Source organism: Inmirania thermothiophila (assembly GCF_003751635.1).
GTDB classification, from domain to species: domain Bacteria; phylum Pseudomonadota; class Gammaproteobacteria; order DSM-100275; family DSM-100275; genus Inmirania; species Inmirania thermothiophila.
This window is the reverse complement of record NZ_RJVI01000003.1, coordinates 78,594-99,770: the sequence shown is the minus strand read 5'-3', so window position 1 is coordinate 99,770 and position 21,177 is coordinate 78,594. Positions and strand designations below refer to the sequence as shown.

Here is a 21,177-nt window from a genome sequence, read left to right as displayed (position 1 = left end):
GCCCGCCCCCTCAGTCCTCGAAGCGGTAGTGCTTGCGCACCGGGCGCCGCACCTCCCAGGTGCAGGACAGCCCGGCCGGGAAGGTGACGAGGTCGCCGGCGCGGATCCTCACCGGCGCGCCGCCATCGGGGGTGACCACCACCTCGCCCTCCAGCAGGTAGCAGGTCTCGGTGGCGTCGTAGGTCCAAGGGAAGGTGGAGACACCGCAGGTCCACACCGGCCAGGTCTCCACCCCCAGCTCGGCGAGGGTCCGGGCGGACGGATCCCGCGTGAGGTGGATGCCGCCGCCGGCTTCCCGGGTCGGCTCGGTCATGGCCGGCACCTCCCGCCGCCTCAGGCGCGCTTCATGGAATCGAAGAACTCGGCGTTGGTCTTGGTGGCGCGCAGCTTGTCGTAGAGGAACTCCATCGCCGCCAGCTCGTCCATGGGGTGCAGCAGCCGGCGCAGGATCCACATCTTCTGCAGCTCGTCGGGCTTGGTGAGGAGCTCCTCGCGGCGGGTGCCGGAGCGGTTGATGTTGATGGCGGGGAAGATCCGCTTCTCGGCGATGCGCCGGTCGAGGTGGATCTCCATGTTGCCGGTGCCCTTGAACTCCTCGTAGATGACGTCGTCCATGCGCGAGCCGGTGTCGATGAGGGCGGTGGCGATGATGGTGAGCGAGCCCCCCTCCTCGATGTTGCGCGCGGCGCCGAAGAAGCGCTTGGGTTTCTGCAGGGCGTTGGCGTCGACGCCGCCGGTGAGGACCTTGCCCGAGGAGGGGACGACGGTGTTGTAGGCGCGGGCAAGGCGGGTGATGGAGTCGAGCAGGATGACCACGTCGTGCTTATGCTCCACGAGGCGCTTGGCCTTCTCGATCACCATCTCGGCCACCTGAACGTGGCGCGAGGCCGGCTCGTCGAAGGTGCTCGCCACCACCTCGCCGCGCACCGAGCGGGCCATCTCCGTGACCTCCTCCGGGCGCTCGTCGATGAGGAGGATGATGAGGTAGCACTCGGGGTGCTTGACCTCGATGGAGTGGGCGATGTTCTGCAGCATCATCGTCTTGCCCGCCTTGGGCGGGGAGACGATGAGGCCGCGCTGGCCCTTGCCGATGGGGGCGACGAGGTCGATCACCCGCGCGGTGATGTCCTCGGTGCTGCCGTTTCCGATCTCGAGGGTGAGGCGCTCGTTGGGGTGGATGGGGGTGAGGTTCTCGAACAGGACCTTGTTCTTGGCCGCCTCCGGCGGCTCGAAGTTGATCCGCTCCACCTTGAGGAGGGCGAAGTAGCGCTCGCCGTCCTTGGGCGGGCGGATCTTGCCCTCCACCGTGTCACCGGTGCGCAGGTTGAAGCGGCGCACCTGGCTCGGCGAGACGTAGATGTCGTCGGGGCCGGCCAGGTAGGAGGCGTCGGCCGAGCGCAGGAAGCCGAAGCCGTCCTGCAGGATCTCGGCCACGCCGCTGCCGTAGATGCTCTCGCCGCTCTTGGCGTGGGCCTTCAGGATGGCGAAGATCAGGTCCTGCTTGCGGGCGCGCGCGACGCCCTCGATGCCCATCTCGCGGGCGATCTCCACCAGCTCACCAGCGGATTTCTTCTTCAGCTCGGTCAGGTTCATTGCGGCTGCCCTGGGGCACTGCTCGGATGGACATGGCACAGGGACGTCGGCCCCGGACGGGGGCCTGCGACCGCGCTCCAGCCTCGAGGACAGGGGATCGGGGTGTTCGGATACAGGGGTCGGCCGCTGTACCGGCCCTTACGCTATCATCGCGCGGCGCCGGCGTCCACCCCCGGGCGGACGCCGCGCCCCCTCAGAGATTGCTGTCGATGAAGGCGGTGAGCTGCGACTTCGACAGCGCCCCCACCTTGGTGGCCTCGACGTTGCCGTTCTTGAACAGCATCAGCGTCGGGATGCCCCGGATGCCGTAGCGCGGCGGCGTGGCCGGATTGTCGTCGATGTTGAGCTTGGCCACCTTGAGCCGGCCCGCATACTCCCGCGCCACCTCCTCGAGGATCGGCGCGATCATCTTGCACGGGCCGCACCACTCGGCCCAGAAGTCCACGAGGACCGGCAGCTCGCTGCCGAGCACCTCGGTCTCGAAGGTGGCGTCGGTGACCTGAAGGATGTCGTCACTCACGTTGCTCTGCCTCCCAGCGGACGGGGCGGTACGCGCTGCCCCGCGAAAGCGCCATTTGACCCCGAGCCGGCGGCGATTTCAAGGCCGCCCGCAACGGCCCCGCGTCTTTTCGGGTATGCTGTGCCGCCATGACCGAGCAGACCGTACTCACCGACAAGACCTTCTCGGAGCTGGACATCCCCGATCCGGTGCTGGCCGGCATCCGGGAGGCGGGCTTCGAGCGCTGCACCCCGATCCAGGCCGAGACCCTGCCCGTGGCCCTCGCCGGCCAGGACGTGGCGGGCCAGGCCCAGACCGGCACCGGCAAGACCGCGGCCTTCCTCATCGCCACCTTCGCCCATCTGCTGCGCCACGACCCGCCGCCGGGGCGGCGCCGCAACGACCCGCGGGCGGTGATCCTCGCCCCGACGCGCGAGCTCGCCATCCAGATCCATCGCGACGCCGAGGTCCTCGGCCGCCACACGGGCCTGCGCCACGTCCTCGTCTACGGCGGCACCGGCTACGAGTCCCAGCGCCAGGCCCTGGCCGAGGGCGTCGACGTCCTCATCGGAACCCCGGGGCGCGTCATCGACTACTTCAAGCAGCGCATCTTCGGGCTCAAGGCGGTGCAGGTCATGGTCCTCGACGAGGCCGACCGCATGTTCGACCTCGGCTTCATCCGCGACATCCGCTACCTGCTGCGGCGCATGCCGCCGCCCGAGCGCCGCCTCGGCCTGCTCTTCTCCGCCACCCTGTCGCTGCGCGTGACCGAGCTCGCCTACGAGCACATGAACAACCCGCGCTGGATCCGCATCGAGCCGGACAAGGTCACCGCCGACAAGGTCCGCCAGGTGGTCTACTTCCCCTCCAACGAGGAGAAGATGCCGCTGCTCATCGGGCTCATGCGCTGCATGGCGCCGCAGCGCGCGCTGGTCTTCGTCAACACCAAGCGGGAGGCCGACCGCGTCCGCGACTTCCTCCGCGCCAACGACTTCCACGCCGGCGTCCTCTCCGGCGACGTGCCGCAGCGCCGCCGCCAGGAGCTGCTGCTGCGCTTCCAGCGCGGGGAGCTGCCGGTGCTGGTGGCCACCGACGTCGCCGCCCGCGGCCTGCACATCCCGGACGTGACCCACGTCTTCAACTACGACCTGCCCCAGGACCCCGAGGACTACGTCCACCGCATCGGGCGCACCGCGCGCATGGGTGCGGTGGGGGATGCGGTGAGCTTCGCCTGCGAGACCTACGCCTTCTCCCTGCCCGAGATCGAGGCCTACATCGGCCACCGCATCCCGGTGGCGGCGGTGGACAAGGCGCTCCTCGCCGAGGTGCGCACCCCGGAGCGGCGCCCGCGCCGGCGCCCCCCGCGCGGCCACGGCGGGCGCCGCCGCGGCGAGCGCGCGCCGCGGCGGGGGCGGCGGGACTGAGGGGGCGGCGGCGGTGACGGGGCCGGTCCCGGCGCGGCTGTCCCGGACCCTCGCCCGCACCGCCGAGCTCGTCCTCCTCGCGGTCACCGCCTGGCTGCTCGCGCGCCTGACCTGGCTCCTCGTCCTGCCGCCGGCGCCGCCTCCGGTGGCGGCGGCGGATGCCGCTCCGACGACGGCGCGCAGCGGCGACCCCCTCGCCCTCGCCCGCCGCATCGCCGCCGCCCACCTCATGGGCGAGGCCCCGCCCGCGGCGGCCCCCGCCGGGCCGGCGCAGGCGCCGCCGCCCGCCACCGCGCTGCGCCTGACCCTGCGCGGGGTCCTCGCCAGCGGCGACCCCGCCGCCGCCCGCGCCATCATCGCCGACGCCTCGGGCGAGGAGGCCCCCTACGCGCCGGGCGCGCGGCTGCCCGGGGACGCGGTCCTCGAGGCCGTCGGCCCCGACCACGTCCTGCTGCGGCGCGGCGGCCGCCTCGAGCGGCTGGTCCTCGCCGAGCCCGAGGCCGGCGCCGCCGACGCCGCCCCGCCGCCGGCGGCAGCGGCGGCCGCGCCGGCGGGCCGGCGCAGCCTGCGCGAGTATCGCGACGCGCTGCTCACCGACCCGCAGTCGGTGGCGGACGCGGTGCGGGTCGAGCCCGTCAGCCGCGACGGGGCGTTCCTCGGCTTCCGCCTGCGCCCCGGGCGCGACCGCACGCTGCTCGCCCGGCTGGGGCTGCGCTCCAGTGATATCATCACCGAGGTCAACGGCGTGCGCCTCGACAGCCCGGTGCGGGCGCTGGAGGTGCTGGGCACCCTCGAGGGCACGGACACCGTCGAGGTGACGGTGCTGCGGCGCGGCCGGCCGGAGCGGCTGACCGTGCGGCTGGACGCCGAATAGGACACCACCGGCAACCGGAGGGGGGAGCGGGTGCGCGGGATGCGGATGGCGCTGGCGGGGCTCGTCGCCCTGCTCGCAGGGACGGTGTCGGCCGCACCGGTGACCCTCAACCTGCAGGACGCCGACATCGGCGCCCTCGTCCGCACCGTGGCCGAGGCCACCGGGCGCAACTTCATCGTCGATCCCCGCGTCAAGGGCAAGGTGACGGTGATCTCGGCCCGCCCCATGGAGGGCGAGGACCTCTACCGGGTGTTCCTCTCCATCCTCGCCGTGCACGGCTTCGCCGCCGTGGAGCAGGGCGAGGTGGTGAAGATCGTCCCCGACGCCGACGCCCGCGCCGAACCCCTGCCGGTGGACGGCGACGGCGGCGGCGGCGACCGCCTCGTCACCCGCGTCATCGCCCTGCGCCACGTGCCGGCGACCCAGCTCGTGCCGGTGCTGCGCCCGCTGGTGGGACGGCAGAGCCACCTCGCCGCCTACCCCCCGGCCAACGTCCTCATCGTCACCGACCGCGCGGCCAACATCGCCCGCCTCGAGGCCATCATCGAGCGGGTGGACGTGCCCAGCGAGCAGACCGTGGAGGTGGTGCGCCTCGCCCACGCCGACGCCCCGGAGCTTGCCCGCGTCCTCGCCGCCCTCGTCCGCTCCCAGGGCAAGGAGGCGGCCCCGGTGCAGGTGGTGGCCGACGAACGCACCAACAGCCTCCTGCTGTCGGGCCCGCAGGGCGAGCGGCTGCGCCTGCGCGCCCTCGTCGCCCACCTGGACACGCCCCCCGAGGAGGGCGGCACGACGCAGGTGATCTACCTGCGCTACGCCAAGGCCGCCGACCTCGTGCCGGTGCTCACGGGGCTCGCGGCCGCCCCGGCCGCCGCCGGCAAGGGCGAGGCCCAGGGGGGTGCGGTGCGGATCCAGGCCCACGAGGCCACCAACGCCCTCGTGGTGAGCGCCCCCCCCGCGGTGCTGCGCGAGATCGAGCAGGTGGTCCGCCGCCTCGACATCCGCCGCGCCCAGGTCCTGGTGGAGGCGGCGGTGGCGGAGGTCGCGGCCGACCGCGCCCGCGAGCTGGGGGTGCAGTGGCTCGCCGACGGCAGCCCCAACCAGCGCGGCGGGGTCGGCCTCGTCAACTTCAACATCGCGGGCTCGGCCATCACCGGGCTGCTGGAGCAGCCGCCGCGCATCGGCGAGGGCCTCAGCCTCGGCCTCGGCGACCTCAGCCCCGGCGGCGACCGCTTCGCCCTCCTGCTGCGCGCCCTGGCCGCCGACGCCGCCACCAACGTCCTCTCCACCCCGACGCTGGTGACCATGGACAACCAGCAGGCCGAGATCGTGGTGGCCCAGAACGTGCCCTTCGTCACCGGCCAGTTCGTCTCCACCACCAGCAACAGCACCCCGCAGAACCCCTTCCAGACCATCCAGCGCCGCGACGTCGGCCTGATCCTGCGCGTGACCCCGCAGATCAACGAGGGCACCGCGATCCGCCTCGAGATCGAGCAGGAGGTCTCCAGCGTCTCGCCCAGCAGCCAGGGCGCGGTGGACCTCGTCACCAACCGGCGCGCCATCAAGACCAGCGTGATGGTGGACGACGGCGAGGTCCTGGTCCTCGGCGGGCTCCTGGACGACACCCTGCAGGAGAGCGAGCAGCGGGTGCCGGGGCTCGGCGACATCCCGGGGCTCGGATGGCTGTTCCGCTACCGCAAGGTGAGCAAGGTCAAGCGCAACCTGATGGTCTTCCTGCATCCGACGATCCTGCGCGACGCCGACATGGCGCGGCGGGTCACGGGCGGCAAGTACCGTGCCCTGCGGCGGGTGCAGCAGCGCTTCGCGGAGGGCGCCGCGGCGCGCCTGCCGGGGGCCGAGCCGGCGGTGCTGCCGCCCATGGAGGAGCTGCTGCGGCTGCCGCCGCCCTTCGAGGAGGCGGCCCCGCCGCCGCCCGCGGAGCCGGGCGCCGATGGACGCCGTTGAGGCCGCCGCCCCGGGCCGCCCCGCGGCCGAGCCGGGCTACGCCTTCTGCCGCCGCCACGGGGTCCTGGTCGCGGAGCTTGCGCCCGAGCGCGCCCGCATCGTCCACCGCCCCGACGCCGACCCGCTGATCCTCGCCGAGCTGCGCCGCCACCTCGGCCGCCCGCTGGTGCTGGAGGCGGTGGAGGAGGCGCGCTTCGAGCAGCTCCTCGCCGCGCGCTTCCGCGACGGCCGCGGCAGCGCCATGCAGGCGATCGAGGACCTGGGCGAGGCCATGGACCTGGTGCGGGTGGCGGGGGAGCTGGCCGAGCCGGAGGACCTGCTGGAGGCCGAGGACGACGCCCCCATCATCCGCCTCATCAACGCGCTGCTGGCGGAGGCCATCCGCGAGCAGGCCTCCGACATCCACATCGAGCCCTACGGCGAGCGCCTGGTGGTGCGCATGCGCGTCGACGGCGTCCTGCGCGAGGTCCTTTCGCCGCGCCCGGAGCTCGCCCCCCTGCTGGTGTCGCGGATCAAGGTCATGGCCCGCCTCGACATCGCCGAGAAGCGCCTCCCCCAGGACGGGCGCATCTCCCTGCGGGTGGGCGGCCACGCCGTGGACGTGCGCGTCTCGACCCTGCCCACCGGCGCGGGCGAGCGCGTGGTGCTGCGCATCCTGGACAAGCAGGCCGGGCGCCTGGACCTCGGCCAGCTGGGCATGGCGCCGGCGACGCTCGCCGGGGTCGAGCGCCTCATCCGCCGCCCGAGCGGCATCCTCCTCGTCACCGGGCCCACGGGCTCCGGCAAGACCACCACCCTCTACGCCATCCTGCAGCGGCTCAACGAACCCGGGCGCAACATCGTCACCGTCGAGGACCCCGTGGAGTACGACATCCCCGGGATCGGCCAGACCCAGGTCAACCCCCGCATCGGCCTGTCCTTCGCCCGGGGCCTGCGCGCGATCCTGCGCCAGGACCCGGACGTGGTGATGGTGGGGGAGATCCGCGACCTCGAGACCGCCGAAATCGCCGTCCAGGCGAGCCTCACCGGCCACCTGGTGCTGTCCACGCTGCACACGCGCAGCGCCGTGGGTGCGGTGACGCGCCTGCGCGACATGGGGATCGAGCCCTATCTGCTCTCGGCGAGCCTCATCGGCGTCATCGCCCAGCGCCTCGTGCGCCTGCTCTGCCCCCGCTGCCGCCGCCCGGCGCCGGCCACCGCCGCCGAGCGCGCCGCCCTCGGCGTCGGCGCCGACGAGGCGGCGGTGCTCCACCATCCGGGCGGCTGCCCCGCCTGCGGCGGCACCGGGTACCGCGGCCGCAGCGGGATCTACGAGCTGGTCCCCGTGGACGAGCGCATGCGCAGCCTGATCCACGACGGCGCCGCCGAACAGGCCCTCGAGGCCCATGCCCGCAGCCTCACCCCCGGCATCCGCGAGGACGGGCGCCGCCGCGTCCTCGCCGGCGAGACCTCGCTCGAGGAGGTGCTGCGGGTCACCGCCGAGGACTGAACCCGTGGGCGCCTTCCGCTACCAGGCCCTGGATGCGCGCGGCCGCACGCGGCGGGGGCTGATCGAGGCCGACGGGCCGCGCCAGGCCCGCCAGCGGCTGCGCGAGCAGGGCCTGGTGCCGCTGGCGGTGGAGGCGGAGGCGGCCCCGACGCCCGGCGGCGGCACCCGCCGCGACGCCCTCGGCGGGGCGGATCTGGTCCTCGCCATGCGCCAGCTCGCGACGCTGGCCCGCGCCGCCGTCCCCGTCGGCGAGGCGCTGGCCATCGCCGCCGCCCAGAGCGAGGGGCGCCGCGCCCGCGCCGTGCTCCTCGGGGTGCGCGCGCGCATCCGCGAGGGCCAGTCCCTGGCCGCGGCGCTCGCCGCCTACCCGCGGGCCTTTCCGCGCATCGTCCAGGCCACCGTCGCCGCCGGCGAGCGCACGGGGCGCCTGGCCGAGGTCCTGGAGCGGCTCGCCGACTACCTGGAGCACCGCCGCCAGGTCCGCCAGCGCCTGGCCCTCGCGCTGCTCTACCCCTCGCTGCTGGTCACCGTCGCCTTCCTGGTGACGGCGCTGCTGGTCACCTACGTGGTGCCGCAGGTGGTGCAGGTCTTCGTGGACATGGGACAGGCGCTGCCGTGGGCGACGCGGCTGCTCATCGCGATCAGCGACGCCGCCCGCGACCGCGGCCCCGCGGCCGCCCTGGCGACCGCGGCGGCCCTGGCCGCGGCGGCGGCGGCACTGCGCCGCCCGGCGCCGCGGCGTGCCTTCGACGCCCTGCTCCTGCGCCTGCCCCTGCTCGGGCGGGTGCTGCGCGGGGTGCAGGCGGCGCGCTTCGCGCGCACCTTCAGCATCCTCGCCGCGAGCGGCGTCCCCGCCCTGGAGGCCATGGGCCTTGCCGCCCAGGTCCTCGGCAACCGGCCCATGCGCGAGGCGGTGGAGACGGCCGCGGCCCGCGTGCGCGAGGGCAGCCCCATCCACGAGGCCCTCGCCCGCAGCGGCCTCTTCCCGCCCCTGCTGGTGCACCTGGTGGCGAGCGGCGAGGGCAGCGGCGAGCTCGAACGCATGCTCGAGCGCGCCGCCGCCGCCCTCGAGCGCGAGACCGAGACCCAGATCGGCCTCGCCCTCGGGCTGCTCGAGCCCGCCCTGATCCTGCTCATGGGCGGGCTGGTGCTGTTCGTGGTGGTGGCGGTGCTGCTGCCGCTGTTCGAGCTCAACCAGCTCGTTGGGCCCTAGCGCCGCCCTCAGACCCGGCGCATGTTGCGCCCGTAGAAGATCTCCAGCATCTCGCGGCGCAGGGCCTCGCGGATGCGCCGCTGCTCCTTGGCCGGCAGGGCGGCGCTGTCGACCCCGAAGAGGTAGTTGTCGAGGTCGAACTCCTTCAGGAGCATCTTGGTGTGGAAGATGTTCTCCTGGTAGACGTTGACGTCGATCATCTGGTAGCGCTCGCGGGTGTCGCGCGAGAGGTAGTTCTGGATCGAGTTGATCTTGTGGTCGATGAAGTGCTTGCGCCCGCGCACGTCGCGGGTGAACCCGCGCACCCGGTAGTCGAGGATGACGATGTCGGAGTCGAAGCTGTGGATGAGGTAGTTGAGCGCCTTCAGGGGCGAGATGCGCCCGCAGGTGGAGACGTCGATGTCGACGCGGAAGGTGCTGATGCCGTTGTCCGGATGGCTCTCGGGGTAGGTGTGGACGGTGAGGTGGCTCTTGTCCAGGTGGGCGACGATGGCGTCGGGCAGCGGCCCCGGGGCCTCGCGGTTGGAGACCCGCTCGGCGTCCACCACCGGCTCCTCGGAGATGAGCATGGTGACGCTGGCGCCGTGGGGGTCGTAGTCCTGGCGCGCGATGTTGAGGATGTTGGCGCCGATGATCTCGGCGACGTGGGTGAGGATCTCCGTGAGGCGCTCGGCGTTGTAGACGTCGTCGATGTACTCGATGTACTCGCGGCGCTGCGCCGGCGTGCGCGCGTAGCAGATGTCGAAGATGTTGAAGCTCAGGCTCTTGGTGAGGTTGTTGAAGCCGTGGAGCTTGAGCTTGCGGCTGTGCCCCATCACCGCACGGCCCTCCCCTGCTGAGACCACCCGCGAGCCCGCGGGGCACGAAAAGACCGCGTATTATGCCCCATGCGTCCCGAAGGCGACAGCCGCCGCGCGCACCCAGGCCGCCTCGCCGAAGACCCGCCGCACCACCCGGGGCAGCGCCACGGAGCCGGCCGAGAGGAGGCGGTCGTGGAAGCGGCGAAGGGCCGCCGCATCGCCCGGATCCACCCCCAGCACCCCGCGCAGGGCGTCGATCAGCGCCCAGCCCAGGGCGTAGCCCATGGGCACCGTGGGGGCGCGGCCGTACCAGGCCACCTCGCCCGCGGCCTGCGCCTCGGCGAAGCCGAGCCGGTCCACGAGGAGCCGCCGCGCCACCCCGGGGCCGACCCCGTCCACCTGCAGGCCCACGTCCACGAGCACCCGCAGCGCCCGCCACAGCCGGTCGTGCAGCACCAGCACCCGCTCCTCGGGGCGGTCGAGGAAGCCCTGCTCCAGCATGAGCTGCTCGCAGTAGAGGGCCCAGCCCTCGTAGAGGGTGGCGGAGGGGTTGAGCAGCCGCGTCCAGGTGCGCGAAGCCGGGCGCAGGTGGGCGGTGACGAACTGCAGGTGGTGCCCCGGCCAGGCCTCGTGCACCGAGGTCAGGCGGATCGCCGCCTCGTGGTGGGCGGCAAGGCCCGCCTCGTCCTCGGGCACGGTGACGTAGTAGGTCCCCGCCTGCTCGGGATCGTGGGGCGCGGGCTCGAGATAGGCCGCGAAGGGGATGCGCGGGCGCAGGAAGGGCGGGGTCGCCACCACCTCCAGCCGCTCGCGCGGCGGCGCCGTCACGAGCCCCCGCGCGAGGACGAAGGCGCGCGCCGCCGCCATCGCCTCGCGGTAGCGTGCAAGCAGCGCCTCGGCCTCCGGCCGATCCCCGCGCAGCCGCGCCAGGACCTCCTGCGGGGACGCGCGCGGCGCCACCGCCGCGCAGGCCTCGGCGAGCGAGCGCTCCACCCGCCCCACCAGCGCCTCGCCGAAGCGGCGCAGCCCCTCGGCATCCAGTTCGAGGCCGTGGCGCAGCCTGAGGAGGCGCTCGAAGTGGAGCCGTCCGCAGGCCAGCGTCCCCGCCGCCCGCGGCAGCACCTCCCCCTCGAGGAAGGCGGCGAAGGCCTCCAGCGCCGCCGCCGCCTCGCCGGCAAGGCCGGCGAGGCCCGGCGCGGCGGCGACCACGGGGCCGAGCCGCGCATCCGCGGCGAGCCCCCGCACGAAGGCGGCGCCGGCGCGGGCCTCCTCCACCGCCAGCTCCGCCCACGCCGGCACCACCGCCTCGGGCTCGGCGGCAAGGTGCGCCCGCGCCGCGCGCAGATGCCCCGGCACCGCCCCGAGCCGGCCCGCGAGCGCCGCCGCCGGGTCCGGCAGCGGACGCACCGCGATCTGGTGGATCGCCTCCACCGGGAGGTAGCGCACGGGGTCGCGCCGGCGCCAGTCCCGCTCCAGCAGCTCGTGCAGCTCCAGCTCCGCGGCGCCCCGCAGGAGCGCGTGATCCAGGGCGCGGTCCGGGTCGAGCCCCGTGGGATCGATCTCGTCGAGGGCGTCGAGGAGCTTCTCGTCGAGGGCGATCAGCGCCCCGATGTCGTCGTCGCCGAAGGGGGCGAGGCGCCCGGCGTGGGCGGTCTCGCCCACCGCCACCGCCTCCTCGGGATGGAAGCGGAACCAGGCCCGGTGGTAGCGCTCACAGAGGGCGTCGAAGCGGGCGGGGTCGCTCACGGGCCGCCAGCCCCGTCCCCGGCCTCCTCCTCCACCCGGTGGTCGTGGCGGATCTCGACGCTCGCCGCCAGCATCCTCGACACCGAGCAGTACTTTTCCGCCGAGAGCTGCACCGCGCGGGCCACCGCGCGGGCATCGAGCCCGCGCCCGCGCACGCGGTAGTGGACGTGGATGCGGGTGAAGACCCTGGGCACGGTCTCGGCCCGCTCCGCCTCCACCTCCACCACGCAGTCCGTGACCGCCTGCCGGGCCTTGCGCAGGATGGTGACCACGTCGAAGCCGGTGCAGCCCGCAAGCCCCAGCAGCACCATCTCCATGGGCCGCGGCCCGAGATTGCGCCCGCCCGCCTCCGGGGCGCCGTCCATCACCACCGCGTGGCCGCTGCCGGACTCGCCGACGAAGGCCACCCCCTCGACCCACTTGGCGCGCACGCGCATCACCGATCCTCCCTCGCCGTCGCCGGCCCCTTGTCCCGACCTGGACCGCGGCCGCGGCCCGGTCCATTATGGGAGCGTACCCACCCTCGCGACGCGACGCCAGGACCATGCCCAAGCCCCACGAGCGCCCCGTCATCCAGCGCCTGCTGCGGCACTGCCACCGCCGCCGCTACCCGGCCAAGGCGGTGATCATCTACGAAGGGGACCGCCCCGACGTCCTCTACTACGTCCTCGAGGGCTCGGTGACGGTGCTGCGCGAGGACGAGGAGGGCCGCGAGCTCGTCCTCGCCTACCTCAACCCCGGCGACTTCTTCGGCGAGATGGGCCTGTTCGACGACGAGGGCCAGGGCCGCAGCGCGTGGGTGCGCACGCGCACCGCCTGCGAGCTCGCCGAGATCGGCTACGCCCGCTTCCGCCAGCTCGCGGCCGAGGACCCGGAGATCCTGTTCGAGCTGGCGGCGCAGATGGCCCGGCGCCTGCGCCGCACCAGCGAGAAGGTGGGGCACCTGGCCTTCCTCGACGTCACCGGCCGCATCGCCCGCGCCCTGCTCGACCTGTGCAAGGAGCCCGACGCCATGACCCACCCGGACGGGATGCAGATCCGCGTCACCCGCCAGGAGCTCGGGCGCATCGTGGGCTGCTCCCGGGAGATGGCCGGGCGCGTCCTCAAGCACCTGGAGGAGCAGGGCCTGATCTCGGTCAGCGGCAAGACCATCGTGGTCTTCGGCGCGCGCTGACCGGCGGGCCCGCCCCTAGCGCGCCGGGGGCTCGTCCGGCAGCCGCAGCCGCTCCACCACCTCGCCCCCCACGAGATGGCGCTCGACGATCTCGTCGATGTCGCTGCGGTCGACGTAGGTGTACCAGACGCCGTCGGGGTAGACCACCGCCACCGGCGCCTCGTCGCAGCGGCCGAGGCAGCCCGCGCGCTGCACCCGCACCCCGCCGGGCCCGAAGATGCCGAGGGCCTTGCAGCGCTCCATGGCGTACTGGCGCAGCTCCGAGGCCCCGAACCGGGCGCAGCAGGGCTCGCCCTCCTCGCGCTGGTTCTCGCAGAAGAAGAGATGCCGGCGGTAATAGGGCATCGCCGCCCCTCCCTGTCGCTGACCGGAGCGCCATTATAGGGGCGGGCCTGCCTATAATGCGCGGTCTTGGACAGACAAGCCCCCACAGCCCGAGACGCCCTCGCCGCCCGCATCGCCGCCGCGGCGGACCTCTGCGTGCAGTGCGGCGCCTGCCTGCCCCACTGCCCCACCTACCGCCTCGCCCGCGACGAGGCCGAGTCGCCCCGGGGGCGCATCGCCCTCGCCCGCGCCCTCGCCGAGGGGCGGCTCGCCCCGGAGCCGCGCCTCGCCGGCCACATCGACCGCTGCCTCGGGTGCCGCGCCTGCGAGGCGGTCTGCCCCTCGGAGGTCCCCTACGGGGCGCTCCTCGACCAGACCCGGGCGCTGCTCGCGCCGCGCCGCCCACCCGGCGCGGCGGTGCGCGCCCTGCGCCGGGTGGCGGCCTCGCCGCGGCTCGCCGCCGCCGCCGCGGCGCTCCTCGCCGCCGCCCGCACCGCCGGCCTGCTGCGCCTCGCCGCCGCCCTCGAGGGCCCGCTTCCCGGGCTCGCGCGCCTCAGCCGCCAGGCCCCGCGCCCGGGCCGGCCCCCGCGGCCGGGGCGCCACCCGCCCCACGGCACCGCAAGGGGCCGCGTGCAGCTCTTTACGGGCTGCATCGCGCGCCACGCCCAGGCGCCCGCCCTGCATGCGGCGGTGGCGGTGCTGCGCCGCCTCGGCTACGAGGTCCACGTTCCGGCGGCGCAGCGCTGCTGCGGCGCGCTCCATGCCCACGGCGGCGACCCCGCCGGCGCGGCGGCCCTCGCCGCCGCCAACCTGCGCGCCTTCGCCGGCGACGACCCGGTGCTGTTCCTCGACAGCGGCTGCGGCGCCCAGCTCGTGGAGTACGGACGCTGGCACCCCGAGGGCGAGACGCTGGCCCGGCGCGCCCGCGAGCTCTGCGCCTTCCTCGCCGAGGCCGCGTGGCCGCAGCCTGCCGCCCGGCACGAGGCGCGCATCGCCCTCCACACCCCCTGCACCCACCGGCGCGTGCTGCGCGACCCCGAGGCGGGGCGGCGCCTGCTCGCCCGCATCCCCGGGCTCGAGGTGGTGCCGCTCGCCGACAACGCGTTCTGCTGCGGCGCGGCAGGCGAGTATGTACTCACCCACGCGGACTGGGCGGAGGCCCTGCGCGCGCCCAAAATCGAAGCCCTGGCGGCGGCGGCCCCGGACGCGGTGGCCACCACCAACATCGGCTGCCGCCTCCACCTCGCCGCCGGCCTCGCCGCGCGCGGTCTCGCCGTTCCCGTCCTCCATCCGGTGGAGATCCTCGCCCGCGCCCTCGCCCCGCCTGCGCGCACCGCCGAGGGCGGTTTATGATCAGGGACCCACGACGCAGCAGGGAGCGAGGCGCGACCATGCGACGAGCGCAAGGCTTCACCCTCATCGAGGTGATGGTGGTGGTGATCATCCTCGGCATCCTCGCCGCCCTGGTGGTGCCGCGGATCATGGACCAGCCCGAGCGGGCGCGGGTCACCAAGGCCCAGGCCGACATCCGCGCCATCGAGAGCGCGCTGCGCCTCTACCGTCTCGACAACTACGCCTACCCCACCACCGAGCAGGGCCTCGAGGCCCTGGTCCGCCGTCCCACGACGCCGCCGGAGCCCCCCAACTGGAAGGAGGGCGGCTATCTCGAGCGCATCCCCGTCGACCCCTGGGGCCGGCCCTACCAGTACCTCTCGCCGGGGACCCGCGGCGAGATCGACGTCTACTCCCTCGGCCCCGACGGCGCCCCCAGCGACGACGACATCGGCAACTGGAACCTGCCGGGATGAGCGGCCGCGGGCGCGGCTTCACCCTCCTGGAGCTGCTGGTGGTGCTGGTGATCGTGGGCGTCGCCGTCTCGGCAGCGGCCTGGGTCCGCCACGACCCGGCGCGGGCGCGGCTCGCCGAGGAGGCGCGCCGGCTCGCCGCCCTCGTCGCCCTCGCCCGCGACGAGGCGGTCCTGCGCGGCACCCCCCTGGCCCTGGAGCTCGGCCCCACAGGCTACCGCTTCCTCGCCTGGGACGGCGCCGCCTGGACGCCGATCGCGACCGGACCCCTGCGCCCGCGGCGGCTGCCGCGGCCGGTGAAGGCGGCCCCCGAGGACGGGGAGGGGCTGCCGGTGGTGCTCGACACCACGGGCGACCTGCCCCCTTTCCGCGCCGTGCTCCGCGCGGGCGCCCTGGAGGCCTCGGTCGGCCTCGACGAGGAGGGGCGCCTGCGCCTCGATGCGGGCTCCTGATGCGCGGGCGCGGCTTCACCCTCGTCGAGGTGCTGGTGGCGCTGGCGGTGCTCGCCATCGCGCTGGGCGCCGCCGTGCGCGCGGTCTCCGCCGCCGCGGCGGCGCAGGCCCGGCTCGAGACCCGCACCCTCGCCCAGTGGGTGGCCGCCAACCTCGTCGCCGAGCAGCGCGCCCTCGGCGCCTGGCCCGACCCCGGGCGCAGCGACGGCACCGCCGTCATGGGGCGGCGGGCCTGGCGCTGGGTGCTCACCGTCAGCCGCACCCCGGACCCGGATCTGCGCCGGCTCGAGGTGGCGGTGGCGCCGGAGGAGGCGCCGGCGCAGACCGCGACCCGCCTCGTCGCCTTCCTCGCCCGCCCATGAGCCGCGGCTTCACCCTCCTCGAGCTCCTGGTGGCCCTGGCCCTGCTCGCCCTCATGGCGGCCATGGCCTGGGGCGGGCTGGACGCGGTGACGACGACGCGCGCCGGCACCGCGGAGGCGGCCGAGGCGCTGGCCGCGCTGCAGCGCACCCTCACCCTCCTCGAGGACGACCTCGCCCAGGCCGCGCCGGGGGTCCGTCGCGACGCCTTCGGCCTGGAGCTGCCGGCCCTCGCCGGCGACGGGGCGCGGCTGGCGCTGACCCGGGTCCGCGGGCTGACGCCTCCGGGCGGGGACCCGCGCCCCCTCGCGCGGGTGACCTGGCGGCTGGAGGGCGAACGGCTCGTGCGCCAGCACCGGCCGCTGCCGGATACGTCCGCCCGGCCCGCCGCACGCCCGCTCCTCGACGGCGTTACCGCCCTGCGCTGGCGCTACCTCGACGACGCCGGCGCCTGGCGCGAGGCCTGGCCGCCGGAGGATGCGGCGGGGAGGCTGCCGCGGGCGGTGGAGCTCGTCCTGGAGCACGCCCGCCACGGCCGCATCCGCCGTCTCGTGGCCCTGGCGGGGGGATAGGCATGGGACGCGAGCGGGGCATGGCCCTGGTGCTGGCGATGCTGGTGGTGGCGCTCGCGGCGACGGCGGCGGCCGCGGCGGCCTGGCGCGGGCAGGTGGCGGTGCGCCGCACCGAGCTCGTGGTGCAGCGGCTGCAGGCCGCCGAGTACGCCCGCGCCGCCGTCGCCTGGGCCGGGCGCATCCTCGCGCGCGACCGCGACGAGGGGCCGGTGGACCATCCGGGCGAGGACTGGGCGCGGCGGCTGCCGCCGCTCGCGGTGGAAGGCGGCGCGGTGTCCGGATACATTGAGGACATGCAGGGGCGGCTCAACCTCAACAATCTCGTGGACGAGGAGGGGCGCCCCCGCGAGGCGGAGGTGGAGCGCCTGCGCAGGCTACTGCGCGTCCTCGAGCTCGACCCGGCCCTCGCCGACGCCGTCGTCGACTGGATCGACCCCGACACCGAGCCCCACGGCACCGGCGGCGCCGAGGACGAGACCTACGGCGCCATGGACCCGCCCTATCATGCCGCCAACGGCCCCATGCAGGGCATCGCCGAGCTGGCCCTGGTGGCCGGCTTCGACGCCGAGACCCGCCGCCGCCTCGCCCCCCACGTCACCGCGCTGCCGGAGCCGACGCCCGTCAACGTCAACACCGCGACCCCGGAGGTGCTGCGGTCCCTCGCCGACGGCATCGACGCCGACACCGCGCGCGCCCTCGTCGAGGCCCGCGGCGCCGAGGGCTGGGACCGCGTCGAGACTTTCCTGCGCGCGCCGCCGCTGGCGGGGCTGGGCCTCCGTGCCGACGGCCTCGCCGTGGGCAGCGCCTACTTCCTCGTCCACGCCGAGGCCCGCGTCGGGCGGACGGCGGTACGGCAGCGCACCCTCCTGCACCGCGGCGACGACGGCCGCGTGCGGGTCGTGGCCGCGGGCCGGGGAGGTCTGCCGTGGCCCGGCTGACGCTGCTGCGCCCCCGGGCGGACGGCCGCTGGGACTGGTGGCGCGATGATGGCGCCGCCGGCGAGGGCACACCCGCCGAGGCGGCGGCGGCGGCCCGCGGCACGCGTCCGGTGCTGGTGGTGCCCGGAGAGACGGCGCAGGTCCACCGCGTGGCGCTGCCGGCGCGGCGCGCGGCCCAGCTGCGCGCCGCCCTGCCCTACGCCCTCGAGGAGCGGCTCGCGGACGACGTCGAACGGCTGCATTTCGCCGCCGTGCGCCGCGGCGGGGAGGTGCTCGCCGCGGTGGTGGCGCAGCGCGATCTCGCCGCCCTCCTCGAGGCCCTGCAGGGACAGGGGCTGCGCCCGGTGCGGGCGGTGCCGGAGCCGGCGCTGCTGCCCGCCGAGGCCGGCACGGTGACGGCCCTGCTGGAGCCCGCGCGCGCGGTGGTGCGGACCCCGGAGGGGGGCTTCGCCCTCGAGCGGGAGGCGGCCGCCGCCCTCCTCGCGCGTCTGGCGGCCGAGGGGCGGCGGCTGCGCCTGCATCTCGCCCCCGGGGCGCCGCCGCCCGACCCGGCGGCGCAGGCCGAGCCCCTGGCGGGGCCCCCGCTGGCGTGGATGGCGCCCCGCGCGGGCACCGCCCCGGACCTCCTCCAGGGGCGCTTCGGCGCCGAGGCCCACCTTGCGCAGGTGCTGCGGCCGTGGCGGGCGGCGGCGGCGCTGCTCCTCGTCGCCCTGGCCGCGGCCACGGCACTGCGCGCGGTCGAGCTCGCCCGTCTCGAGGCCGCCGAGCGCGCCCTCGCCGCCCGCATCGAGACCGTCTTTCGCGAGGCCCTACCCGAGGTGCGGCGCATGGTCGATCCGGAGGCGCAGATGCGCCAGCAGCTCGAGGCCCTGCGGCGGGCCGCCGGGCGCGGCGGCGGGCTGCTGCCGCTGCTCGCCGCCGCCGCCCCGGTGCTCGCGCGCGACGGCGTCACCGTGGAAGGCCTGCGCTACCGCGACGGCGTCCTGGAGCTCGACCTCGCGGCGCCCTCGCTGGAGGCGGTGGAGGCCCTGCGCCGCCGCCTCGCCGCCCTCGATGGGCTCGCCGCGGAGGTGGTCTCGGCCTCGCGCCGCGAGGACCGCGTGCAGGGCCGGCTGCGCCTGCGGGGGACGGCATGAGGTCCTGGCTCGCGGAGCGCACCCCGCGCGAGCGCGCCTTCCTCGCCCTCGGCGCCGCCGCGGCGGCCGCCCTCGTCTTCCACCTCGCGGTGTGGGCGCCCCTCGGGAAGGCCCGCGCCGCCGCCGCGCACCGCCTCGCGCTGCGGGCGCAGACCCTGGCGCGCATGGAGGCGATGGCGGCCGAGATCCGCGCCCTGCGCGCACGCACGCCGGCGCACGACGGCGAGGCCCTGCTGCCGGCGGTGGAGCGCAGCGCGCGCGAGGCCGGGCTCGGTGCCCACGTGACGCGCCTGCGCCCAGAGGGCGAGACCGCGGTGGAGGTGGAGCTCGCCGACGCCCCCTTCGACGCCCTCGTGTCGTGGCTGGCGACCCTCGAGGCCCGCCACGGCCTCGTGGCGGCCCGCCTCGGGGTCGGCCGCGGCGAGGCCCCGGGGCGGGTCTCGGCGCGCCTGCGCCTGGAGCGTCCGGCATGAGGCGGCTGCTGCTCCGGTATCTGCTGCCCCTGGCGGCCCTCTACGCCGTCGCCCTCGCCGCCACCCTGCCGGCGCAGGTGGCGCTGGAGCGGGCCGCGGCGCGCTGGCCGGTGGCGGCCGAGGCCGCCCGCGGCACCGTCTGGCGCGGCGAGGCCACCGGACTGGAGGTGGGCGGGATCCGCCTCGCGCGGCTGCGCTGGGCGCCGGCGCCGGCCGCCCTCGCGCGGGGCGAGGCCGCCCTGCAGCTTGCCGCCGAGCTCGAGGGCGCGGTCCTCGACGGGCGTCTCGGCGTCACCGCCGCAGGCCGACTGCGCGCCGGGCCGGTGCAGCTGGGCGCCGAGGCCGCCGCGCTGGCCGGACCGCTCGGGCTTGCGGCGCTGCGTCCGCAGGGCCGTATCGAGGCCGACATCGAGGCCCTCGAGCTCGCCTCGCTCAGACCCTTGCGGCCGCGCGCTGCGCGCGGCCGGGTCCTGTGGCGGCGGGCGCGCCTCGCCGGCGAGCCCCTCGGCGAGCTCGCGGCCGACCTGCGCCCCACCGCGGACGGGCTCGAGGCGCTGGTCGCCGACCGCGGCGGGCCGCTCCAGGTGGCCCTCGCGGCCCGCCTCAGGGCGGACGGCGGCTGGACCCTGCGCGGGCGCATCGCACCGCGCGCCGGCGCATCGCCCCGCCTGCATCGCCTCCTCGCCGGCCTCGGCCGCCCCGGCCCCGACGGCGCCGTGGCGGTGGACCTGCGCGGCCGCCTGGACGGGCCCGCCGCGGCCCGCACGGGATCGTGAGCGCGCCCTTCCTCCCCACGGTGCCCGAACCGCGGGCCTACGCCAATCCGCTGGTGGAGCGGCGGCCGGCGCGGGTCCAGGCGTGGGTCGACAGCCTGCCGCTGATGGACCTGCCGCGCGTCGCCGCCATGCTGGAGGAGGCCCTCGCCGCCCTCGCCCGCGAGCCGGTGCCGGCGCGGGAGCGGCTGCGGCTGCTGCGCATCTACGCCGAACCCGTGCGCGCGCTCTACGCGAGCTTCAGCGGCCCCGCGGGGGGGCCCGCGAGCCTGTCCACGGCGCAGCGTCTGGCGCTCTCCGACCGGCTCGGGCGCATCCTCCTCGCCCTCGCCGCAGGCTACAAGCTCGTCGTGCGCGAGGGGCGCGGCCAGCGCCGCGACCCGCGCCGCGACCGTCTCGTCCTGGAGGCCCTGCAGCGCGCCCTCGACCTCCAGGCGCAGGTCCTGCTGCACGCCTTCCGCACCTACGCCGCACCGCCGCCCCATGCCTACCGCGAGCTGCACCAGCTCTTCCTCTACGCCGAGCAGGGCGGCGTCGCCCAGCGCGCCGACGCCGAGGGCGTCGCGCCCGAGGACCGCTACAAGCGCATCCTCCTGGTGGCCGCGGCCGACCCGTTCCGGCTGCAGCCGGGCGAGGCGGAGCTCCTAGACGACGCCCTCGAGGGGCTCGCCCCCGCGGCGCGTCTGTTCGTGGGCGGCTGCGGCGGCGGCCACGGCCGCTTCGTCATCGACCCGGCAGCCGACCGCCCGCCCGAGCCCTGCCTGCGCCTGCCGCCGGAGCGCGCCCGCCGCCCCGCCCGCATCCTCGACGCCGGGCCGCTGCGCGCCGCCCTCGAGGGGATGGCCGCCGGCCCGCGGGCGGGGACGGTGACGCCGCTGCAGCTCGCGCTCCTTCGGCGCATCGTGCCGCAGCTGGAGAGTCCGGCCCTGCGCCGGCTCGCCCGCCGCCTCGGCGAGGGGCGGGTGGGGGTGGCCCTGGGGCTCGCCGCGGTGCACTGGTACCTGGGCGAGGAGGGACGGGCGGCGCTGCGTCCGCGCCGGGCCGAGAGCGCCTACGGGATCGAGGTCTACGAGGGCGGGGAGGAGGCCCCCGAGGCCCCGGCCCACTCCCTGCACGAGTTCGTTCTCGGCGACGAGAGCGAGGGCGGGGTGGGCCTCGAGAGCGAGGGCACGCCCCCGCCGGGGCTGGCGGTGGGGGAGCTCGCCGCGGTCTTCCGGGGCGAACGGCTGATGGCGGCGGGGGTGGTGCGCTGGGTGCGGCGCGAGGCCGACGGCGGCCTCGCCGCGGGGATCGCGCGCCTGCGCTGCCGCCTGCTCCCGGTGCGCATCCGCCCCGTGCGCGGGGAGGCCGGACGCTTCCCGGACCAGCCCGCCCTCTACTGCGCCGCCGATCCCGCGCGGCGCGTCCCCGCAAGCCTGATCACGCGGCGCATCCTCTACGAGCCGGACCTGCCCCTGGTGGTGGAAGGCATGGGGCGCACCGCCGCGGTGCGCGCCGGAAGCCTCATCCTCGACAGCGGCCGCATCGCCCGCTTCACCCTGCGCCGGCCCCGGCCCGGGGACGCCCCCTGA

At 76.0% G+C, this 21,177-nt stretch carries 23 protein-coding genes; 16 read left to right on the top strand and 7 right to left on the bottom strand.

The window, feature by feature from the left end; genetic code table 11:
• Positions 1-10 precede the first annotated feature (10 nt).
• The 3 genes from EDC57_RS11185 to trxA form a co-directional block, all read right to left on the bottom strand.
• Entirely contained in the window at positions 11-313 is a 303-nt protein-coding gene (locus EDC57_RS11185; protein WP_123401992.1) for a cupin domain-containing protein, read from the bottom strand.
• 20 nt (positions 314-333) lie between these two features.
• Positions 334-1,593, bottom strand: a complete 1,260-nt coding sequence (gene rho / locus EDC57_RS11180) for a transcription termination factor Rho (RefSeq protein WP_123401991.1) — start codon at positions 1,591-1,593, stop codon at positions 334-336.
• Positions 1,594-1,786: 193 nt separating this feature from the next.
• On the bottom strand, positions 1,787-2,113 hold the full coding sequence (gene trxA, locus EDC57_RS11175) for a thioredoxin TrxA (RefSeq protein ID WP_123401990.1): 327 nt from the start codon (positions 2,111-2,113) through the stop codon (positions 1,787-1,789).
• 128 nt (positions 2,114-2,241) lie between these two features.
• On the opposite strand from trxA, the gene rhlB reads away from it, so the two are divergent.
• From rhlB to gspF, 5 genes are read left to right on the top strand one after another with little or no spacing between them, the layout of a single operon-like run.
• Positions 2,242-3,516 carry an ATP-dependent RNA helicase RhlB gene (gene rhlB, locus EDC57_RS11170; protein ID WP_123401989.1) on the top strand — a complete coding sequence of 425 codons (1,275 nt, stop codon included), beginning with the start codon at positions 2,242-2,244 and terminating at the stop codon, positions 3,514-3,516.
• A gap of 13 nt (positions 3,517-3,529) precedes the next feature.
• Positions 3,530-4,390: a type II secretion system protein GspC gene (gene gspC / locus EDC57_RS11165; protein ID WP_123401988.1), complete on the top strand. Its 861-nt coding sequence runs from the start codon at positions 3,530-3,532 to the stop codon at positions 4,388-4,390.
• Positions 4,391-4,429: 39 nt separating this feature from the next.
• Positions 4,430-6,352 (top strand): type II secretion system secretin GspD, encoded by a 1,923-nt coding sequence (gspD, locus tag EDC57_RS11160; RefSeq protein WP_123402246.1) that lies wholly within the window; start codon positions 4,430-4,432, stop codon positions 6,350-6,352.
• Positions 6,339-7,841: a type II secretion system ATPase GspE gene (gspE, locus tag EDC57_RS11155; protein ID WP_123401987.1), complete on the top strand. Its 1,503-nt coding sequence runs from the start codon at positions 6,339-6,341 to the stop codon at positions 7,839-7,841. The genes gspD and gspE overlap by 14 nt, the downstream gene beginning before the upstream one ends.
• 4 nt (positions 7,842-7,845) lie before the next feature.
• Positions 7,846-9,054 carry a type II secretion system inner membrane protein GspF gene (gene gspF / locus EDC57_RS11150; RefSeq protein ID WP_123401986.1) on the top strand — a complete coding sequence of 403 codons (1,209 nt, stop codon included), beginning with the start codon at positions 7,846-7,848 and terminating at the stop codon, positions 9,052-9,054.
• A gap of 8 nt (positions 9,055-9,062) precedes the next feature.
• Here gspF and speD read toward each other — a convergent pair whose 3' ends face one another.
• From speD to EDC57_RS12860, 3 genes are all read right to left on the bottom strand, one after another.
• Positions 9,063-9,869, bottom strand: coding sequence for an adenosylmethionine decarboxylase (gene speD / locus EDC57_RS11145; protein ID WP_425454802.1), 807 nt, complete (start codon positions 9,867-9,869; stop codon positions 9,063-9,065).
• A 63-nt stretch (positions 9,870-9,932) separates the two neighbouring features.
• On the bottom strand, positions 9,933-11,600 hold the full coding sequence (locus EDC57_RS11140; RefSeq protein ID WP_170165126.1) for a DUF885 domain-containing protein: 1,668 nt from the start codon (positions 11,598-11,600) through the stop codon (positions 9,933-9,935).
• A complete protein-coding gene (locus EDC57_RS12860) occupies positions 11,597-12,037 on the bottom strand; it encodes an OsmC family protein (RefSeq protein ID WP_170165125.1) in 441 nt (146 codons plus the stop codon). Before EDC57_RS12860 ends, EDC57_RS11140 begins: the two co-directional genes overlap by 4 nt.
• A gap of 107 nt (positions 12,038-12,144) precedes the next feature.
• On the opposite strand from EDC57_RS12860, the gene crp reads away from it, so the two are divergent.
• Positions 12,145-12,774, top strand: coding sequence for a cAMP-activated global transcriptional regulator CRP (crp, locus tag EDC57_RS11135; protein ID WP_123401983.1), 630 nt, complete (start codon positions 12,145-12,147; stop codon positions 12,772-12,774).
• Positions 12,775-12,789: 15 nt separating this feature from the next.
• On the opposite strand, the gene EDC57_RS11130 is transcribed toward crp, so the two are convergent.
• Positions 12,790-13,119 (bottom strand): (2Fe-2S) ferredoxin domain-containing protein, encoded by a 330-nt coding sequence (locus tag EDC57_RS11130; protein WP_123401982.1) that lies wholly within the window; start codon positions 13,117-13,119, stop codon positions 12,790-12,792.
• Between the two features lie 66 nt (positions 13,120-13,185).
• Here EDC57_RS11130 and EDC57_RS11125 point away from each other — a divergent pair, with 66 nt between their 5' ends.
• The 10 genes from EDC57_RS11125 to EDC57_RS11080 are packed head-to-tail and all read left to right on the top strand — an operon-like array spanning position 13,186 to position 21,177.
• Positions 13,186-14,451, top strand: coding sequence for a (Fe-S)-binding protein (locus tag EDC57_RS11125; RefSeq protein ID WP_245995282.1), 1,266 nt, complete (start codon positions 13,186-13,188; stop codon positions 14,449-14,451).
• Positions 14,452-14,489: 38 nt separating this feature from the next.
• Positions 14,490-14,906 carry a type II secretion system major pseudopilin GspG gene (gene gspG, locus EDC57_RS11120; protein ID WP_123401981.1) on the top strand — a complete coding sequence of 139 codons (417 nt, stop codon included), beginning with the start codon at positions 14,490-14,492 and terminating at the stop codon, positions 14,904-14,906.
• Positions 14,903-15,355: a GspH/FimT family pseudopilin gene (locus EDC57_RS11115; protein ID WP_123401980.1), complete on the top strand. Its 453-nt coding sequence runs from the start codon at positions 14,903-14,905 to the stop codon at positions 15,353-15,355. The genes gspG and EDC57_RS11115 overlap by 4 nt, the downstream gene beginning before the upstream one ends.
• Complete coding sequence (gspI, locus tag EDC57_RS11110; RefSeq protein WP_123401979.1) at positions 15,355-15,717, top strand: type II secretion system minor pseudopilin GspI; 363 nt, start codon at positions 15,355-15,357, stop codon at positions 15,715-15,717. Before EDC57_RS11115 ends, gspI begins: the two co-directional genes overlap by 1 nt.
• Positions 15,714-16,286: a type II secretion system minor pseudopilin GspJ gene (gene gspJ / locus EDC57_RS11105; RefSeq protein WP_123401978.1), complete on the top strand. Its 573-nt coding sequence runs from the start codon at positions 15,714-15,716 to the stop codon at positions 16,284-16,286. Before gspI ends, gspJ begins: the two co-directional genes overlap by 4 nt.
• 2 nt (positions 16,287-16,288) lie before the next feature.
• Complete coding sequence (gene gspK, locus EDC57_RS11100) at positions 16,289-17,224, top strand: type II secretion system minor pseudopilin GspK (protein ID WP_123401977.1); 936 nt, start codon at positions 16,289-16,291, stop codon at positions 17,222-17,224.
• The gene (gene gspL / locus EDC57_RS11095) at positions 17,212-18,360 is read left to right on the top strand and encodes a type II secretion system protein GspL (RefSeq protein ID WP_123401976.1); all 1,149 of its coding nucleotides are present in this window, start codon (positions 17,212-17,214) and stop codon (positions 18,358-18,360) included. The genes gspK and gspL overlap by 13 nt, the downstream gene beginning before the upstream one ends.
• A complete protein-coding gene (gspM, locus tag EDC57_RS11090) occupies positions 18,357-18,833 on the top strand; it encodes a type II secretion system protein GspM (protein WP_123401975.1) in 477 nt (158 codons plus the stop codon). Before gspL ends, gspM begins: the two co-directional genes overlap by 4 nt.
• The gene (gspN, locus tag EDC57_RS11085) at positions 18,830-19,609 is read left to right on the top strand and encodes a type II secretion system protein N (protein WP_123401974.1); all 780 of its coding nucleotides are present in this window, start codon (positions 18,830-18,832) and stop codon (positions 19,607-19,609) included. The genes gspM and gspN overlap by 4 nt, the downstream gene beginning before the upstream one ends.
• A complete protein-coding gene (locus tag EDC57_RS11080; protein WP_123401973.1) occupies positions 19,606-21,177 on the top strand; it encodes a hypothetical protein in 1,572 nt (523 codons plus the stop codon). The genes gspN and EDC57_RS11080 overlap by 4 nt, the downstream gene beginning before the upstream one ends.

Coding starts and splice junctions, on each gene's coding strand:
- gspN (WP_123401974.1), top strand. CDS start 18,830: ATGAGGCGGCTGCTGCTCCGGTATCTGCTGCCCCTGGCGGCCCTCTAC.
- gspD (WP_123402246.1), top strand. CDS start 4,430: ATGCGGATGGCGCTGGCGGGGCTCGTCGCCCTGCTCGCAGGGACGGTG.
- gspM (WP_123401975.1), top strand. CDS start 18,357: ATGAGGTCCTGGCTCGCGGAGCGCACCCCGCGCGAGCGCGCCTTCCTC.
- gspJ (WP_123401978.1), top strand. CDS start 15,714: ATGAGCCGCGGCTTCACCCTCCTCGAGCTCCTGGTGGCCCTGGCCCTG.
- crp (WP_123401983.1), top strand. CDS start 12,145: ATGCCCAAGCCCCACGAGCGCCCCGTCATCCAGCGCCTGCTGCGGCAC.
- gspK (WP_123401977.1), top strand. CDS start 16,289: ATGGGACGCGAGCGGGGCATGGCCCTGGTGCTGGCGATGCTGGTGGTG.
- EDC57_RS11185 (WP_123401992.1), bottom strand. CDS start 313: ATGACCGAGCCGACCCGGGAAGCCGGCGGCGGCATCCACCTCACGCGG.
- EDC57_RS11115 (WP_123401980.1), top strand. CDS start 14,903: ATGAGCGGCCGCGGGCGCGGCTTCACCCTCCTGGAGCTGCTGGTGGTG.
- gspE (WP_123401987.1), top strand. CDS start 6,339: ATGGACGCCGTTGAGGCCGCCGCCCCGGGCCGCCCCGCGGCCGAGCCG.
- speD (WP_425454802.1), bottom strand. CDS start 9,869: ATGGGGCACAGCCGCAAGCTCAAGCTCCACGGCTTCAACAACCTCACC.
- EDC57_RS11130 (WP_123401982.1), bottom strand. CDS start 13,119: ATGCCCTATTACCGCCGGCATCTCTTCTTCTGCGAGAACCAGCGCGAG.
- EDC57_RS12860 (WP_170165125.1), bottom strand. CDS start 12,037: ATGCGCGTGCGCGCCAAGTGGGTCGAGGGGGTGGCCTTCGTCGGCGAG.
- rho (WP_123401991.1), bottom strand. CDS start 1,593: ATGAACCTGACCGAGCTGAAGAAGAAATCCGCTGGTGAGCTGGTGGAG.
- rhlB (WP_123401989.1), top strand. CDS start 2,242: ATGACCGAGCAGACCGTACTCACCGACAAGACCTTCTCGGAGCTGGAC.
- gspG (WP_123401981.1), top strand. CDS start 14,490: ATGCGACGAGCGCAAGGCTTCACCCTCATCGAGGTGATGGTGGTGGTG.
- gspI (WP_123401979.1), top strand. CDS start 15,355: ATGCGCGGGCGCGGCTTCACCCTCGTCGAGGTGCTGGTGGCGCTGGCG.